Annotated in this window: 15 protein-coding genes and 1 rRNA gene (1 of these 16 cut by a window edge); 4 read left to right on the forward strand and 12 right to left on the reverse strand. The window is 60.7% G+C overall.

Features of this window, described 5'->3' with window-relative positions; genetic code table 11:
* Positions 1-218: ribosomal RNA gene (locus CKO36_RS01305) — 16S ribosomal RNA — on the reverse strand; it reaches 1,312 nt to the left of the window's first position.
* A 388-nt stretch (positions 219-606) separates the two neighbouring features.
* A complete protein-coding gene (gene tyrS / locus CKO36_RS01310) occupies positions 607-1,812 on the reverse strand; it encodes a tyrosine--tRNA ligase (RefSeq protein ID WP_200279425.1) in 1,206 nt (401 codons plus the stop codon).
* 440 nt (positions 1,813-2,252) lie between these two features.
* Here tyrS and CKO36_RS01315 point away from each other — a divergent pair, with 440 nt between their 5' ends.
* Positions 2,253-3,815 carry a peptidoglycan DD-metalloendopeptidase family protein gene (locus tag CKO36_RS01315; RefSeq protein ID WP_200279428.1) on the forward strand — a complete coding sequence of 521 codons (1,563 nt, stop codon included), beginning with the start codon at positions 2,253-2,255 and terminating at the stop codon, positions 3,813-3,815.
* Between the two features lie 9 nt (positions 3,816-3,824).
* Here CKO36_RS01315 and erpA read toward each other — a convergent pair whose 3' ends face one another.
* The 5 genes from erpA to CKO36_RS01340 all read right to left on the reverse strand — a co-directional run bounded on the left by erpA (position 3,825) and on the right by CKO36_RS01340 (position 6,951).
* Complete coding sequence (erpA, locus tag CKO36_RS01320) at positions 3,825-4,181, reverse strand: iron-sulfur cluster insertion protein ErpA (RefSeq protein WP_420826302.1); 357 nt, start codon at positions 4,179-4,181, stop codon at positions 3,825-3,827.
* 155 nt (positions 4,182-4,336) lie between these two features.
* Positions 4,337-5,089 (reverse strand): DUF6776 family protein, encoded by a 753-nt coding sequence (locus CKO36_RS01325; protein ID WP_200279431.1) that lies wholly within the window; start codon positions 5,087-5,089, stop codon positions 4,337-4,339.
* An 81-nt stretch (positions 5,090-5,170) separates the two neighbouring features.
* Positions 5,171-6,220 carry an N-acetyl-gamma-glutamyl-phosphate reductase gene (gene argC / locus CKO36_RS01330; RefSeq protein WP_200279434.1) on the reverse strand — a complete coding sequence of 350 codons (1,050 nt, stop codon included), beginning with the start codon at positions 6,218-6,220 and terminating at the stop codon, positions 5,171-5,173.
* A 3-nt stretch (positions 6,221-6,223) separates the two neighbouring features.
* Complete coding sequence (locus CKO36_RS01335; RefSeq protein WP_200279437.1) at positions 6,224-6,589, reverse strand: HesB/IscA family protein; 366 nt, start codon at positions 6,587-6,589, stop codon at positions 6,224-6,226.
* 194 nt (positions 6,590-6,783) lie between these two features.
* Positions 6,784-6,951 (reverse strand): rubredoxin, encoded by a 168-nt coding sequence (locus CKO36_RS01340; protein WP_476705507.1) that lies wholly within the window; start codon positions 6,949-6,951, stop codon positions 6,784-6,786.
* A gap of 105 nt (positions 6,952-7,056) precedes the next feature.
* On the opposite strand from CKO36_RS01340, the gene thiD reads away from it, so the two are divergent.
* The 3 genes from thiD (at position 7,057) to CKO36_RS01355 (ending at position 11,436) form a co-directional block, all read left to right on the forward strand.
* Positions 7,057-7,863 carry a bifunctional hydroxymethylpyrimidine kinase/phosphomethylpyrimidine kinase gene (gene thiD / locus CKO36_RS01345; RefSeq protein WP_242469313.1) on the forward strand — a complete coding sequence of 269 codons (807 nt, stop codon included), beginning with the start codon at positions 7,057-7,059 and terminating at the stop codon, positions 7,861-7,863.
* Positions 7,864-8,001: 138 nt separating this feature from the next.
* Entirely contained in the window at positions 8,002-9,288 is a 1,287-nt protein-coding gene (gene hemL / locus CKO36_RS01350) for a glutamate-1-semialdehyde 2,1-aminomutase (RefSeq protein ID WP_200279443.1), read from the forward strand.
* 93 nt (positions 9,289-9,381) lie between these two features.
* The gene (locus CKO36_RS01355; RefSeq protein WP_200279446.1) at positions 9,382-11,436 is read left to right on the forward strand and encodes a VTT domain-containing protein; all 2,055 of its coding nucleotides are present in this window, start codon (positions 9,382-9,384) and stop codon (positions 11,434-11,436) included.
* On the opposite strand, the gene CKO36_RS01360 is transcribed toward CKO36_RS01355, so the two are convergent.
* The 5 genes from CKO36_RS01360 to gloB form a co-directional block, all read right to left on the reverse strand.
* Positions 11,351-11,998: a flavin prenyltransferase UbiX gene (locus CKO36_RS01360; protein WP_200279554.1), complete on the reverse strand. Its 648-nt coding sequence runs from the start codon at positions 11,996-11,998 to the stop codon at positions 11,351-11,353. The two genes, CKO36_RS01355 and CKO36_RS01360, sit on opposite strands and share 86 nt — an antisense overlap.
* A 38-nt stretch (positions 11,999-12,036) precedes the next feature.
* Positions 12,037-13,614, reverse strand: coding sequence for a UDP-N-acetylmuramate:L-alanyl-gamma-D-glutamyl-meso-diaminopimelate ligase (gene mpl / locus CKO36_RS01365; RefSeq protein ID WP_200279449.1), 1,578 nt, complete (start codon positions 13,612-13,614; stop codon positions 12,037-12,039).
* A 3-nt stretch (positions 13,615-13,617) separates the two neighbouring features.
* Positions 13,618-14,136 (reverse strand): hypothetical protein, encoded by a 519-nt coding sequence (locus CKO36_RS01370; RefSeq protein ID WP_200279451.1) that lies wholly within the window; start codon positions 14,134-14,136, stop codon positions 13,618-13,620.
* Between the two features lie 73 nt (positions 14,137-14,209).
* Complete coding sequence (gene lnt, locus CKO36_RS01375; RefSeq protein ID WP_338053396.1) at positions 14,210-15,691, reverse strand: apolipoprotein N-acyltransferase; 1,482 nt, start codon at positions 15,689-15,691, stop codon at positions 14,210-14,212.
* A 49-nt stretch (positions 15,692-15,740) separates the two neighbouring features.
* Positions 15,741-16,538, reverse strand: a complete 798-nt coding sequence (gloB, locus tag CKO36_RS01380; RefSeq protein WP_200279457.1) for a hydroxyacylglutathione hydrolase — start codon at positions 16,536-16,538, stop codon at positions 15,741-15,743.
* Positions 16,539-16,542: the final 4 nt, after the last annotated feature.

A 16,542-nucleotide genomic window follows, 5' to 3' on the forward strand; every position in this document is an offset into this window, starting at 1 on the left:
TCATCCTTCAGCGAGAGCCCGAAAGCCCCCTTTCACCCGTAGGTCGTATGCGGTATTAGCCCGGGTTTCCCCGGGTTGTCCCCCACTGTAGGGCAGATTCCCACGCGTTACTCACCCGTCCGCCACTCTACTCAGGACGAATCCCTTTCGCGTTCGACTTGCATGTGTTAGGCATGCCGCCAGCGTTCAATCTGAGCCAGGATCAAACTCTTCAGTTCAATCTTCTCTTTGGCACTTCACCCAACCCAAAAGGCTTTGATACCTCTCGAATCCAGCTCAGCGCCGTTTTCCTCTCTTGACGCGTTCTACCTCGTGGTACTACTCGTCAATGGCACTCCCGTACCACCTAAACCGAGCATCCACACAAGCTGACTTCCTGATTGTTAAAGATCTGTATCCCAATATTGGCTTGACTATAGCTTTACAATAGCCATTAGGGTAAAATCGACTGAAAATTATCGATCAACCCTACTTAAACCTGTGCGCCGCTGATATCAAGCTAAAGTTGCTTGAGAGCTAACCGCGCTGGGAAGACGGACTATTCTACCGATCTTGCCGCTGCCGTCAAGCGGTTTGGACAGATTTTTTTTCGAACCGGTTCCACCCTCAATCCTCGCTGATCTGAACGCGAGCGAACCGACGCTTGCCCACCTGCACCACAGGGCGCTCCCCTACCTGTAAGCTGAGCTTTGGATCGCTGATCTTTTCTCCATCCATGCGCACAGCCCCCTGCTTGATCAGCCGCAATGCCTCAGAGGTACTCCCCACCAAACCGGCTCCCTTTAATAGATGCCCGATGCCAAGCGCCCCGTTCTCAGCGCTTAAGCGCACCTCGGGGATATCCGTCGGCATCGCTCCTTTTTGAAACCGCTGAATGAAGTCGTCTTGCGCCCGATCCGCATCAGCCGCGCCATGGAAGCGCCCGACCAGCTCCTGGGCGAGTTGCATCTTGACATCGCGCGGATTCAGGCCAGCGGCAACTTCACGCGCCAAGCGCTCGACCTCCGCAAGCGGACGAAAACTCAGCAACTCAAAATAGCGCCACATGAGTTCATCGGAAACCGACATCAGCTTACCGAACATCTCTCCTGGCGGGTCGGCAATGGCGATGTAATTGCCAAGCGACTTGGACATCTTCTGCGTCCCATCGAGTCCTTCGAGAATCGGCATGGTCATCACCACCTGCTCGGGCTGACCATGGGCGGCCTGCAGCTGACGCCCAACCAACAGATTAAAGGTTTGATCGGTTCCGCCCAGCTCCACGTCAGCACGCAGCGCCACGGAATCGTACCCCTGGATCAGCGGATACAAAAACTCATGAATTGCAATCGGCTGACCACTGCGGTAACGCTTGGAAAAATCCTCGCGCTCCAGCATGCGCGCGACCGTATGATGCGCCGCTAATCGCACCAGCTCCTCAGCAGACATCGCCCCCATCCAGTGGGAATTAAACACCACTTCGGTGGCTTCAGGATCCAGAATCTGAAACACCTGCTGACGATAGGTTTCAGCATTCGCCAGCACCTGCTCGCGCGACAACGGCTGACGCATGACATTTTTCCCGGTCGGATCGCCAATCATCCCGGTAAAGTCGCCGATTAGAAAAACGACCTGATGCCCCTGAAGCTGAAACTGACGGAGCTTATTAATCAACACCGTATGACCCAGATGGAGATCCGGAGCGGTCGGATCAAAGCCCGCTTTCACCCTCAACCGCGCACCGGAAGCCAGCTTTTTGCGCAGCTCTGCTTCGGTCAAAATTTCTGCAACTCCACGTTTCAACTCGGCAACCGCGTCATCAATCGCCTGCATCAATGTCTTACTCCTGATAAAATTTGTTGTTTGCGCAAAGGTCAATCAGCGGCACTTGCGGTTCTGACTTCGCGCCGAGGCGCTAGCTTAGCCTGAAGTTGCGCGTATTGGGTGGCCAGCCCGTCGCAACACCTGGCCATCATCCGGCTTCACGCCCTCAAGCACCAAGGCCGTGATGAACAAAATCACCAACGTTAACCTAGTGGATTCACACAGAATTCCAAGTCTTCCGTTGACCTTCTACAAACATAGACTAAACTTGCTGAGTATGCGGTTACCTTTCAAAATCGGGACCTTGGGACAGATTCATGATGCGTGACTATAAGTTTTGCATGCGCGGCTCGAGCTCTCGGCGCGCGCCAAACCGCCGGTCGCGCCGTAGTCTGCGACTGGGTTTCCTGGCAGTGGCTGCTGGCATCAGTTATGCGCTGATACAGGTGGTGACATCAGGTTTCCAAGACCCAACGGCTGCCTCGCAAGCAAAGAATCCGAAAATCATTGAGCGGCCGCTATCACCAAACCTTAATCAGGAAACCAGGACACCTGATGCCAGCCCGTCACGCCAGGCTGAACGCCAAGGCTCTCAAGCGCTGGCCATCCCGCTCAATATCAGCCATCCACTGCAAGGAGCACACCCACAACGGCTGAGCCAGTTCAAACAACGTCCAAGCACAACCAACGCCCTTTATGATCCGCTCGGTATCGACCCGCTGCGCTTGCCTGACCTGCCTGAACTATCGACAGCGAACCCAGCAAGTTTCGTCCTGCAACTCAATGCCCCGACGACGACGCTCGCTGCAATCAAACCGCCGCCCACCCTGAGTCGCGGGCCTTTCCGTCTCGACTACCAGGTGCAGGCAGGCGACACGCTCGGCACTATCCTGCAATCACAGGGCCTTCCGAGTGACATGGTCTATCAGATACTTGGCGGCCTTTCAGATCAACAACGTCAGCGTCTCACGCGCATCCGCCCCGGCGAGACCATCCAGCTCAATCTTGACGAAACCTTGCAGCTGAGCAGCCTCAAGCTCAAGCTCAACGCAACCAAGCGACTGCTGGTCTACCGCGCAAACGACCATATCAGCGCCAAGGTTGAAGCGGTCGCAACCGAACCTCGCCGCCAATGTCTAACCGCTGTGGTGAAAAACTCCCTGTACAACGCCGCGAAAAACGCCGGGATCCCGGATCAAGTCACCCAGGGCGCCATCAATCTCTTCCGCCACCAGATCAACTTCGCCCGTCAAACCCGCAAGGGCGATCAGATTTCAGTCCTGTTTGAGCAGATCTACGCAGACGATCAGCCCATCAAAACCGGCCCCGTGCTCGCCGTTGAGATTACCAATGGCAACAAGCAATACGCTGCCGTGCGCTACACCACTTCAAAGGGCATCACGGACTATTATTCAACTGATGGTCAACCCCTCAACAAGAGCAAGTACAGCTTCCTGCGTCGGCCACTGAAGTACACCCGTATCAGTTCAAGGTTTAGTAACAGCCGCCGACACCCGATTCTCGGTCGAGTACGGCCGCATACTGGCGTTGACTTTGCCGCCCCCTCGGGACGCCGCGTGGTGGCTGCTGCTGACGGCCGGGTGCACTTCAGAGGCCTAAAAAGCGGCTATGGCAACCTCGTCATCCTGCGCCATGGCTCGCGCTATGAAACCCGCTATGCCCACCTGATGCGCTTTGCCACGGGACTCTCCCAAGGCAGCCAGGTCAAGCGCGGCCAGACCGTCGGCTATGTGGGCCAGACCGGACTCGCAACCGGCCCACATTTGCATTATGAGATTCGCATCAATGGCACGCCGGTCAATCCACTGACGGCCAAACTGCCCTTCCTCAATGAATTCGACGACAGCGAAAAAGCACGTTTTCGCCGCGAAACCAAACCCTTGCTCGTAGAGCTGCAGCGCAACAAAAATCAATCCTTACTGGTAGATGCGCGCGGCTTCGATCAAACGGATGATCGACTGCCAGCCCCGAATGGCGAAACGCTGCAATAGCACCGAACTCTACACACCAAACGATGATCCACAACCACAGGTGGTTGTTGCATTTGGGTTGCGGATCACAAACTGCGCCCCCTGCAAGCCTTCGCTATAGTCGATCTCTGCCCCGGTGAGATACTGCATACTCATCGGATCGATCAGCAGCTTAACCCCATCGGTGATCACCTCGGTGTCACCATCCTGAACCTGTTCATCGAAGGTGAAGCCATACTGAAAGCCCGAGCAGCCCCCGCCTTGAATATAAACCCTAAGCATCAGCTCATCATTGCCTTCGTCCTTGATCAGATCAGCAACCTTCGCGGCCGCTGAATGGGTAAAGACCAAGGGGGTATCCCCGGTTAGATCGGTTGTCATAGTCATCGCAGCCCTACCTCTATTCCGTATTGCCCGGAGTACCGGGCACTGTAGTCTGTTGAATAATGCGACCGCTCCAGGCGCGAATCAAGACCAAGCTCGAGCGCAAACAGCAGGCACCCAACGCAGGCCGGTTAAGATTAAGATGCGATGCAAGCTCCTCACTCCAGCTCGGGTCCAGACTCTAGCCCTGCCTCGACTTCAGATTGCCAAGCTTCCGGCTCCCAGGCATAGATACGTGATGAGGAAATCAAATTTTTCACCGCCGGTTCAATCTCAACCATCAGCGTCTGCGGCTGCATACCATCCGCCAGATGCAATCTCCCGCTGAAATGCTGAAAAAACTCGAATTTCATGCGATGCGCCCCCGGCTCCGACCCCTCCAGCTGAGCCGCCGTGCGCGAAAAAGGCTCGCCCTGAGCTGTTTTCCCCTCCACTCGCAACCGCACGTGACCGGAGGCCTGACCAAATTCCGGAATCAGCTGGGCAACGGTGAAGCGGTAGCCGAATTCATTGGGCTGCTTGGTCTCCCAAAGCTCGAATTCCTGCACCTGCACCACACCGCCGCCACCTTCGCGAATCAGGCGCTCCAACGCCGAGACCTGCTTGGCGTACTCATGTCGATCATTTTGCAATTTTTCAAGCTGCGCCTGGGCCAGCCGCTTAGCCTCGCGATCAATCGACTGCGCCCGTTCAAGACCGGCGATACGCTCCTGCGCCGCCAGCAATGACTCGCGCAGTTCATGCCGATCCGTCTTAAGCTGCTGCACTTCGAGTAAAGCATTATCCGCATCGTGGTAGGCTAACTGGTAACCCAGCACAAATGCACTGCCGATCACCACCAACCAGCCGAGGGTTGTAAACAGCCGAAACGTCCCGTCGGACACACCTGAGCGGCGGCCAGATGAGCCCACATTTGGATTCCACCTCATCGCAGCCGCTCGCTTCTGGAGGGGATCAATTCAGAGGTCAGGAGAAAAAGGACGCGCCATCACTTAAGGCGACCAGGCCAGCTCCGTCAAGCCAGTCGTCTCAGGCCAGCCAAACATCAGATTCATGTTCTGCACCGCCTGACCGGCCGCCCCTTTCACCAGATTGTCGATCACCGACTGCACCACCACCACCGGCCGATCCTCCGGCATGCAGACCGACAGCCGACAGATGTTGGTTCCGCGCACCGAGCGGGTCTCAGGGGTCGATCCCGCCGGCATCACATCAACAAAGGCCTCCTCACGGTAGCGCGTCTCGTACAGATGTTGCAGCGCCTCAAGTCCCCCGCTCCCCGGTTCAAGCTGCGCATACAAAGTCGCCTCAATCCCGCGGATCATCGGCAATAAATGCGGAACAAAGGTCAAGCCAATCGCAGAGGAACCCTGCGGCTGTACGCCCGTCAGTGTCTGGCGAATTTCCGGCTGATGCCGATGCCCAGCCACGCTGTAGGCTTTGAAGCTCTCGCCCATCTCAGCCATCAGCAAACCGGTCTTGGCCTGCCGCCCGGCACCGCTGACACCGGATTTGACATCTGCCACCAGAAACCCCGGCTCCACCATACCCGACTCGATCAAGGGCAAAAACCCCAGTGCCACCGCCGTAGGATAACAGCCCGGATTGGCCACCAAGCGCGCCTCGGGCAAGGCTGCCCGATTGACTTCCGGCAAGCCATACACAGCTTCTGCCAGCAACGCTGGGCAAGCATGCGCCATACCATACCAAGACGACCACAGATCGGCATCGCGCAGACGAAAATCGGCCGCTAGATCGATCACCCGCACGCCGGCCGCCAGCAAAGCCGGGGCTTCTTTCATCGCCGTGCCATTGGGTGTCGCAAAAAACACCAGATCGCACTCACTCAGCAACGGAGAATCCGCCGGAGCAAAGGCCAGCGAGCAAACACCCCTAAGCGCCGGGAAGTAATCACTGACCGCACGACCGGCTTCGGCGCGTGATGTCACCACCGCCAGTTCCGCCTCAGGATGCCGCAACAACAGCCGCAACAATTCTGAGCCGGTATAGCCCGTGGCTCCAACAATACCTACGCGCATCATCGGTCAGGAACAACCGCCTGAACCGGAAGACCCACAACTACCGCAACCACCGCCCGCTTTCGGCAGGTTATTAAAGACGAAGGTGGCATTCCCGTCGCCCTGATCGACAAAATCGATCTCGACCCCGCGCAAATAATCGAGCGTGCCGTCATCAACCACCAACTTAAAGGACTCGAAATCACGCACGCCATCCTGAGCGCTGATCTCATCGGTAAAGGCCATGCCAAAGCTGATGCCACTGCACCCACCCTGAGCCGCATAGACCCGCACACCCTGAACATTGTCCTCGACCTGCGCAAACAGCTCGGTCATTTTCTCGACCGCAGGACTGGTTAGGGTTACTTCAGTTTCCGTCAACGAAATAGACATGAATGCGCGCCACTCCCATCACAAATTCACTACCAAAGACTCTAAAGTTTTTCAAACCATAGCATGAAGATTGCCGTCAACTCCAGCCACAGGGACCGCTCAACATTCGAGCCGGTCTTACAAGCCAGCACTTAATCGGTATCCGCGTATACAAAAAACATCGCTCTATCCTCAAACAGCCATCATCAGCACAGTCAAATTTCCACCATCTCGAAATCCTCCTTACCCGCATTGCACTCTGGACACACCCAATCCTCGGACACATCCTCCCACTTGGTACCAGGCTCAATGCCATCGTCAGGCCAACCTTTCGCCTCGTCGTAAACCAGCCCACAGAGCAGACAAACGTATCGTTTCATCATCACCACCTGATCAATCCTGGTGCACTGCGTTGATTTCAGTCACCATGCACAAACATCCAAAATTCTGCGTTTCGCTCCGGCTCCGATTCAGCGACAATGCTGAACATGAAAGCATTCTCCTCAGCGCCTCGCGACCCGATCCTGCTCGCCATCGGCGGGCATGATCCCGGTGGCGGCGCCGGCCTACAGGCCGACATCGAAACCGCCGCCGCGCTTGGCCTGCATTGCTGCACAGCCATTACCTGCATCACAGTCCAAACCTCCTGCCGTCTGACACAGGTCATCCCGCAACCGCCGGAGCAGCTGCGCGACCAGTGCCAGGCTGTTTTTTCTGACTATAAGGTCGCGGCCATTAAGATCGGACTCATCGGTCACTCTAATCTGATCCAGACCATCGGCGCCCTGCTCGATGCCCATTCCAGCCTACCCGTGGTCTTCGATCCGGTGCTGGCTGCCGGCAGCGGTGAGCACATTGTCGATGCCGCCCTACTCAATCAGCTGCGCCTGCATTTGCTGCGCCGCTGTACCCTGATCACGCCCAATCTGCCCGAGGCCGGGTTGCTGGCCGATGTGGCGGAGCGCGACCAGGCTGCCCGGCAACTGCTCAGGCTGGGCGCGAAAGCCGTGCTGATCACCGGCACCCATGATGCCAGCGCCCAGGTTATCAATACATTTTACCCCGCCAACGCGCCCCCCAGCCAATGGGAGTGGCCGCGTCTGCCGGGCAGTTTCCATGGCTCCGGCTGCACCCTGGCCAGCGCCGTTGCCGCCCGACTCGCGCTGGGCATGCCTCTGGAGACAGCCATCATCGAAGCGCAGCAGTATGTCATCGACAGCCTGCGCCAAGCCCGCGCACTCGCACGCTGCCAACTGATTCCGCAACGCCTGTTCGCAACCCGCCATGCCGACTGACACCGGGCAGTCCCAAGCGCACATCAATTAGGCATCGGTTGCACCCGCCCCGACCAAACCAGACAATGACGGCTAGACGGGCTAAAATCCAGACCAATGCGTCCTTCATCACTTGTGCCTAAAAGGAGACCAGATTCAATGAGTCGATCCCACGACCTCTTCGTCGCCGCCCAACATCATATTCCCGGTGGTGTCAACTCACCCGTGCGCGCTTTCCGCAGCGTTGGCGGAGATCCCGTATTCTTCGAGTCCGCCTCCGGCGCCCATGTCCAGGATGCCGATGGCCGCGACTACATCGACTACGTCGGCTCCTGGGGGCCAATGATCCTCGGTCATGCCCACCCGGAGGTTCTCCAGACCGTCAGCGAGCGCGTCGCCAAGGGCCTGTCCTTCGGTGCCCCGACGGAACTCGAAACCCAGATGGCTGACAAGGTGTGCGAACTGGTGCCCAGCATCGACCTGGTCCGCATGGTCAGCTCCGGCACCGAAGCCACCATGAGTGCCCTGCGCCTGGCGCGCGGCTTTACCGGACGCGACAAGGTGATCAAATTCGAAGGTTGCTATCACGGCCATGTCGATTCCCTGCTGGTCAAGGCGGGCTCTGGCATGCTCACCCTGGGCGAGCCCAGCTCACCCGGCGTCCCGGCCGCACTGGCTGAACTCACCCTGACCCTCACCTACAACGACCTAGACGGGGTGCGCGACACCTTCGCGAAAATGGGCGACGACATCGCCTGCATCATCGTCGAGCCGGTCGCTGGCAACATGAACTGCATTCCGCCCCAGCCCGGTTTTCTGGAGGGCCTGCGCGAGCTCTGCGACCAGCATGGCGCGGTCTTGATCTTCGACGAAGTCATGACCGGCTTTCGCGTCAGCCTCGGCGGCGCCCAAGGGCGCTATGGCGTCACGCCCGATCTGACCGCGCTGGGTAAGGTCATCGGCGGCGGTATGCCGGTCGGCGCCTTTGGCGGGCGACGTGACATCATGGAAAAAATCTCCCCCCTGGGTCCGGTCTATCAAGCCGGCACCCTGTCGGGCAACCCCATTGCCATGGCCGCCGGCCTGAAAACCCTGGAGCTGATTTCGGCCCCTGGTTTCTTCGAACAAGTCGAGGCCAGCACCACGCGCCTGACCGCTGGTTTGAGCGAGTTGGCCAGTGCCGCCGGTGTTGGCTTCAGCACCAATCAGGCCGGCGCCATGTTTGGGCTCTTCTTCACCAGCGACGGCCCGGTTACCAATTACCAACAGGCCACCAGCTGCAACCAAGACGCCTTTCGCACCTTCTTCACCCGCATGCTGGAACAAGGCGTCTATCTCGCCCCCTCAGCATTCGAAGCCGGCTTTGTCTCCTCCGCCCACAGCGCCGCCGACATCGACGCGACTCTGAACGCCGCGCGCGAAGCCTTCGCCGCCGTGGCCGCCTAACTGGCACCCTGATCGCCTAACGCCACCGACCGACCACGGCTGAGCCCGGGTCGGTGGCGCACGGCAACCGCCCAGCCTGCGGCAAGCCGCTCCATGGAAGCCGCGCTCAGCGCCGTACTCGACAGCATCCGCGCCCACCCAAGCGCGGCCTATGGCGTCATTTTTGCCGTCGCGCTGGCCGAATCCCTGGCGGTCATCGGCGTAGTGGTGCCCGGTGTTCTGATGATGCTCGCCGCCGGTGCCCTGATTGCCGACGGGGTACTGAGCTTCTGGCCCAGCTGTCTGCTTGCCATCCTCGGCGCCATCCTCGGCGACACGCTGAGCTTCTGGCTCGGGCGGCATTATCAATCCCACCTGCGTCGCCTCTGGCCCTTTAGCCGCCATCCGGCGCCGCTGGAGCGCGGCATGGCCTTCTTCTCGCGCCACGGCGCCAAAAGCATCCTGCTCGGGCGCTTCGTCGGCCCCATGCGCGCCATGGTGCCACTGGTGGCCGGCATGCTCGACATGCCCATCCGGGCGTTTTTTCTTGCCAATCTGGGATCGGCGCTGCTGTGGGGGCCGGCCTATCTGGCGCCCGGCATTCTGTTCGGCGCCTCGCTGAAACTCGCCTCCGAAGCGGCCACCGGACTGTTGTTTATCAGCTTGGCGCTGATCGCTGTGCTGTTCGCCGCTGTCTGGCTCAGCCGCCACCTGGTGCGTTGGGCTGGTTACCAGGCCAGCGCCTGGGTCAGCGCCCTGCTGCACTGGGCCGATCTGCACCCGCTGATGGGACGCATCGCCGCCGCCCTGGCCGATCCACGCCATCCGGACGCTGGCACCCTGACCGGGCTGGCCTTGGCGCTACTGGCCGCCACCCTGATACTTGGACTCAGTTTAAGCCTGGTACTGCTCGGCCCGGACAGCCTGAGCCTCAACCGCATGGTGCTCGACCTGGGCCAGAGTCTGAGTTCACCAGAGGCCGATCATATTCTGGGCATGCTCAACACCCTGGGCGACCCAGCGCTGCTGCTACCTCTGGTGGCCCTGGTGTTTGTCTCTCTGCGCTGGCAGGCACGCCAGCGCGATGCGGCCTACTGGCTGGCCGCCGCCAGCTTTGCCCTCATCGCCAGCCCCCTGCTTGGGGCGCTGATCGGCACCGCACGGCCCACACCCCATGTCGAGCTGACTACTTGGCCCTGGTCGTTTCCCAATCCGCAGGTGCTGAGCGCCACCTTGATCTATGGTTTTCTCGCGCTGATGATCGCGCGCGCACTGCCGGTACGGCAGCGCTGGCAGCCCTTCGCCCTGGCCAGCAGCCTGGTCAGTGCCTTGAGTTTCGCCCGGCTGTATTTTGGCACCGAATGGCTGACCGATCTGCTGGCCAGCGTCACCCTGGCCTTGCTCTGGCTCGCCGCCCTGGGCCTGGCCTACGCCCGGCATACCGCGCCCGGGCGCGGCGCCCGGCCTTTAATTTTGATTGCCCTGCTAGCCTGGCTGCCGGGATACCTGATGCTGAGTCTGGACAACAACGCCGCGCAACGCATCCACCATCGCCCGGCCACCGCGCTCACACACCTGACACCGGAGCAATGGCTGTCCGGCGCACCAGCTGAGCTGCCCGGCATGCGCCAGGATCTGTGGCAACAGCAGCGCCAGCCCCTGGATATCCAGTACGCCGGCGCCTTGCCGGCCCTCAGCCACGCCCTGGCCGCCAGCGGCTGGCAACCGGCCACCAGGCTCAACTGGCACAATGCGCTGCGCTTGTTCTCCCACTCCGCGCCCCTGTCCAGCCTGCCGCTGATTCCTCATGTTCACCAGGGCCGCCATGAACGCCTGACCCTGTCCCGGCAGCACGCTGATGGACGGCGCTATGTTCTCAGGCTCTGGGCCACGCATGACCTCATCACCGGCTGCGGGCCGCTATGGATCGGCGACATTACCGAGGTCACCAAGACTTCCATCGCCGGTTGGTTTGCCATCCCCGTGACCCGCCCCGGCACTCCGGTCGCCGAACTCGACGCCCTCGCGCGCGCCCTCCAAAGCGATCCGAGCTTTGCCCAACACCGCACCGAGCGGCTGCGCCTCAGTCACTGTCGGGCGGCGGATCCCCCCAGCGCGGCATCAGCGCCTGCGGCACCTGCAAGTGATCCAGCACCCGCGCCACCATGAAATCAACCAGTTCCGCAACACTCTGCGGATGACAATAAAAGCCCGGATTGGCTGGCATAATCACCGCGCCAGCGCGCGCCAAGCGCAGCATATTCTCAAGATGAATCACCGTTAAGGGGGTCTCGCGCAGCACCAGAATCAGCGGGCGCCGCTCCTTCAGCGCCACATCCGCCGCCCGATCAATTAAATCCTGACTCAAGCCGGCCGCAATCCGCGCCAGGGTTCCGGTGGTACAGGGGCAGATCACCATGGCATCCGGCGGATGGCTGCCGCTCGCCACCGGCGCCGTCCACTGCTGCCGCCCAAACACGCGCAGCTGCCCAGGCGCGGCCCCCAAGTGCGCGCTGAAAAACCGCTCGGCCTCCGCCGGCCGCGACGGCACCTCCAGCCCAGCCTCCATTTTCAGCACCACCTGCCCGGCCTGCGACAGTAGCAGATACACCCGCACGCCAGCCTCAAGCAGACATTGCAACAGCCTTAATCCATACTGAATGCCGGAGGCTCCAGTCAGCGCCACAGCAATGGTGCGCGGCCAGTTGCCACCTGCCGGCGACTCAGACAGTGATGTGGACAGTGATTCAGACAGCGGCTGCGGCTCCGTCACAGTCCAGACGGCCCCATGCCTGGATTCTGTACTGGTTCGCGTGCCGCCAAACCATCAAGCAAACGCTGATGAATGCCCTGAAAACCGCCATTGCTCATCACCAGCAGCTGATCGCCCGGTTGCACCTGCGTCAGAATCTCAGCCACCAGCGGTTCAATCGCCGCGCACACCCGCACCCGCTCGCCCAAGGATGCCAGCGCCGCCGTCGCATCCCAGCCGAGATCAGGCGGAGCAAACACAAAAATCAGATCAGCCACCTGCAATGAAGCGGCCAGGGTCTCGGCATGCACACCGGCGCGCATGGTGTTGGAGCGTGGCTCCAACACCGCGAGAATCCGCGCGCCCTGCGCTGAAGTCGCTGAAGCCGTTGCAACATCAGCTAATGGATCATCTGCAGCATCAATCGACTGATCAAGCAGGTGACGCAGCCCATCAAGTGTGGTGGCAATCGCGGTGGGATGATGCGCAAAATCGTCATACAAACGCACACCACCGACCTCGCCGCGCAGCTCCATGCGCCGGCGCACGCCCTGAAACCGGCTCAGCGATGCCAGCGCTTGCGCCGGCTCAACGCCCACATGAGCGGCCGCCGCCAGCGCCGCCAGCGCATTGGCGACATTGTGCCGCCCGCTCTGAGACCAGGACCAGCGTCCCACTGGCGTCCCCGCACGGCCGAGCAGCACCTCAGTGCCGGCGGCATCCAGCGGAGTTGCGCTCCAATCAGCGGTGCCAGCTGCACCGGCCGCTGAAGACGTGGATGCGGCCTTCATCGGCAACGCCGTTTCCCGAGTTGCCTTGCTGGTCAGGCTTTCCATGGGCGTAGGCGTGGGCGAGAATTCGTCGCTCAGCGCCAGCGTCTGACAGGGCGTCCAGCAGCCCATGGCCAGGGTCTGCTCAATACTGGCAACCCCCTGGGGATGAATAATCAGCCCAGTGCTCGGCACTGTGCGCACCAGATGATGAAACTGGCGCTGAATTGCCGCCAGATCAGCAAAGATGTCGGCGTGATCGAACTCCAGATTATTGATCACCAAGGTGCGCGGGCGATAATGAACAAACTTGGAACGCTTATCGAAAAAGGCGGTGTCGTACTCATCGGCCTCCACCACGAAATAGCGCCCTGCACCCAGCCGCGCCGAGCAGCCGAAATTCCCCGGCACTCCGCCAATCAAAAACCCGGGTTCCAACCCCGCATCGTCCAGCAACCAGGCCAGCAAACTGGCTGTGGTGGTCTTGCCATGCGTACCCGCCACCGCCAGCACATGACGTCCGACCAGTAGATGCTCAGCCAGCCACTGCGGCCCGGAAAGGTACGGCAACCCCTGATCGAGCAGGTACTCCACCGCCGGCACACCGCGCGTCATCGCATTGCCGACCACCACCACATCGGGCGCCGGCTGCAAGGCCTCGGCACCATAGCCTGGGGTGAGCGCTATACCAGCCGCCTCCAGCTGCGTACTCATTGGCGGATAAACATTGGCATCCGAGCCGGTCACCCGATGGCCCAGCTCGCGCGCCAGCAGCGCCAGACCGCCCATGAAGGTGCCACAGATGCCGAGAATGTGCAGATGCATGTTTCAGCTCAACCCCTGAGTCATTCCGCCCACCACCAGCAACGACAATACATCGTAAACAATGGCGAGAAACACTCCCTGAATCAGACGAATCTCAAACGCATGGCGCAGAATGTGCGCCGTAATCAGCACACCCCAGAGCACCAGCGCCGTAAACAACACTCCGGCCAGCAACAGCGCCGAGCTTTGTTCCTCGGCGCCAACCGCCTGACTCAAGGGCACTAGCGCCAGCAAGCCGATCAGAGTATCCGTCCCGATTAACGCCGTCGCCGTCTGCAACAAGCGCGTCGGCTTGCCGAGATGCTGCAACACCGCCGCCAGTACCAGCAGCATTAAGCCACTGTCCAACAGCCCCTGGAGCAGACCGATTAACGCCTGTTCCCCGGCGCTCATCGCCAGCAGCATGGAGCCCAGCATACTGGCCGCGAACACCAGCACAAAGATTTCCCTGGACGCTGGCAAATCCTGAGGCGCACGTTTGAGCAGACAGAGATCAAGAAAAAAATGCAAAATTGCGAGCACAGCCGTTATCCGCCAGCAAGCTGAAGATGAAGCCTCGGCATGATACCGAGTCGCCAGGATGAGGCCAAAATCATCATGACCGGGCCAGCCGCCGCACCAGCGCCAGTAGCACCGCCCCCAGCAGCATCGCCAGCGCTAACCCAAGCGCCAGCCAGCTACCAAAGCGCGCAAAGGGCGTCTGACCGCTGAACGGCTGCACCGTGCCGACCAGGGCGCCGCGCTCAAAGGCGGGCAGCTCAGCGCGCACCTGGCCCTTCTGATCGATAATGGCGGAGATGCCGGTGTTGGTGGCCCGCACCAGATAGCGGCCATTCTCCAGTGCCCGCAGCCGCGCAAACTCCAGATGCTGCGCCGGAGCGAGCGAATCGCCGAACCAGGCATCGTTGGAAACATTGATCAAATAATCCGCCTCCGGCAGTGCTTGGCGCACCTGATCCGGAAACACATCCTCGTAGCAGATGGAGGCCCCCACCCGATGGGCGCCGACCTGCAACAAAGGCTTGCCCGTATGGCCAGCGCTAAAGGAGGACATGGGCACCTGAAACCAGTCCAACAGCGGCTCGATCCAGGTCCGCAACGGCAGATACTCCCCAAAGGGCACCAGATGGCGCTTGTAGTAGCGGTCCTCGGTCGTGCCAACGCTTAGCAGGCCATTGTAGTAGCGCCCGTCGCTTTCCATAATAGGCACACCAACCACGATCTCTGACCCCTCCGCCCGGGCACGCTCCGCCAGTGGCTCAATCAGCGACCGGCGCACCTCGTGCAAAAAGTTCGGGATCGCGGTTTCCGGCCACAAAATCAGCCCCACACCAAGATGCGCATGCGTCAGTTCCAGATGGGCTGCGAGATTCGGTTCCAATGCATCCGGCTGCCATTTAAGCGAGGGAGCAATATTGGCCTGCACCAGTGCGGCCGTAAAGGGCGCCCCTATCGGCTGCGTCCAGTCCAGCCCCCGCAACAGGCCACCACCGCCCCAAACAAGTACCAAAGCCAACAGCACGGCCACGCGGCCGCTGCGCTGCTTCCAGCCCAGCCACAGCAGCCCGGATGTCAGCACCGTCAGCAAGCTCAGTCCATGCACCCCCAGCAGCGGCGCCCAACCGGCCAGCGGTGAGTCGATCTGGGTATTCCCCAGCAACAGCCAGGGAAAGCCGGTCAGCACCCAGGCACGCAACCATTCGCTCAACACCCAAACGCCCGGCAACACCAGCAGAGCACTGGCCCAAGCGTGCCCGGCTCGCTCCAGAACAGACCCCAGCCGCGCAATCAGCCAGCCCGCCAGCCCGTAGTAGAGCGCCATGGCCGTCACGAACACCAGCATCATGCCATGCGCCGCTATAGCCGGCAGATGGGCAAATTCATTCAGGCTGATGCGAATCCAGGCCACCCCAAAGCCCAACAACCCGACCCCATAGAGCCAGCCATATAGAAAAGCACCACGCCCGCTGCGCCCACGCAGACAGTGATACCAGAACACCAGCGCCACAATGCCCAGCGGATACCAGTCGAAGGGGGCAAAGGCCAGCACTGTCAGGCCACCAGCTGCCGGTGCCAACAGCCAGCATCCGCGCCGCCTCAACAGGCTCACAAGCCAGGCACGCGCGTCAGTCGTAATCCTCATCCTTCCAGCGGCGCAGCGCGGTAAAGACCTCCGTCGCATCCGTCAGCGTGCGCCCGGCCGCGCGTTCGGCAGCTGCGATCACGGTCGGCTGAGCGACGCGCAGGAAGGGATTGGTTGCCAACTCCACTGCCAGGCGTGAGGGAACCGTGGGCTCATCGGCGGCGCGCAGCCGTTCAACCTCAGCGGCACGCTCCGCCAGCGCCGAGTTCTCCGGCTCCACCCAGCGCGCAAAGCCGATATTCTCCAGGGTGTATTCATGCGCGCAGTAGCACAGGGTTTCGGGGGCCAAATCTGCCAGGCGGCGCAGGGAAGCGGCCAGTTGCTCGGGGGTGCCGTCAAACACCCGCCCACAGCCGACGCTGAACAGGGTATCGCCACACAAGAGCACCGGTGGATCCTGATCAAGCGTCAGATAAGCCATGTGGCTGGAGGTATGACCGGGCACCGCCAACCCCTGGAAGTCAATCTCCAGGCCGGGCAGCTTGAAGCGCTCACCATCCCCCACCACTTGCGTGGCACCGGGAATGCGCGGATCAGCGGGTGCGATGATTTCAACACCCGGCCAGGCGGCTTGCAGCGCGGCCAAGCCGCCGATATGGTCGCGGTGATGATGGGTGATCACAATACAGGCCAGTTCCAACCCCTGTTGCTGAAGGACAGACTGCACCGGGCGCGCATCTCCCGGATCCACCACCGCCACCCTGGAACTAGACGCCGTGCGCAATAGCCAAATGTAGTTATCCGCAAAGGCCGCAATGGGTGCAAGTTCAAGTCTGTGCATCGGC

Origin of the sequence: Rhabdochromatium marinum (genome assembly GCF_016583795.1) — a bacterium.
Lineage (GTDB): Bacteria > Pseudomonadota > Gammaproteobacteria > Chromatiales > Chromatiaceae > Rhabdochromatium > Rhabdochromatium marinum.

What these genes read in the sequence shown, in the direction of transcription:
- mpl (WP_200279449.1), bottom strand. Translation starts at nt 13,614, where the DNA reads ATGCATCTGCACATTCTCGGCATCTGTGGCACCTTCATGGGCGGTCTG.
- thiD (WP_242469313.1), top strand. Translation starts at nt 7,057, where the DNA reads ATGAAAGCATTCTCCTCAGCGCCTCGCGACCCGATCCTGCTCGCCATC.
- CKO36_RS01335 (WP_200279437.1), bottom strand. Translation starts at nt 6,589, where the DNA reads ATGTCTATTTCGTTGACGGAAACTGAAGTAACCCTAACCAGTCCTGCG.
- CKO36_RS01355 (WP_200279446.1), top strand. Translation starts at nt 9,382, where the DNA reads ATGGAAGCCGCGCTCAGCGCCGTACTCGACAGCATCCGCGCCCACCCA.
- gloB (WP_200279457.1), bottom strand. Translation starts at nt 16,538, where the DNA reads ATGCACAGACTTGAACTTGCACCCATTGCGGCCTTTGCGGATAACTAC.
- tyrS (WP_200279425.1), bottom strand. Translation starts at nt 1,812, where the DNA reads ATGCAGGCGATTGATGACGCGGTTGCCGAGTTGAAACGTGGAGTTGCA.
- hemL (WP_200279443.1), top strand. Translation starts at nt 8,002, where the DNA reads ATGAGTCGATCCCACGACCTCTTCGTCGCCGCCCAACATCATATTCCC.
- CKO36_RS01340 (WP_476705507.1), bottom strand. Translation starts at nt 6,951, where the DNA reads ATGATGAAACGATACGTTTGTCTGCTCTGTGGGCTGGTTTACGACGAG.
- erpA (WP_420826302.1), bottom strand. Translation starts at nt 4,181, where the DNA reads ATGACTATGACAACCGATCTAACCGGGGATACCCCCTTGGTCTTTACC.
- argC (WP_200279434.1), bottom strand. Translation starts at nt 6,220, where the DNA reads ATGATGCGCGTAGGTATTGTTGGAGCCACGGGCTATACCGGCTCAGAA.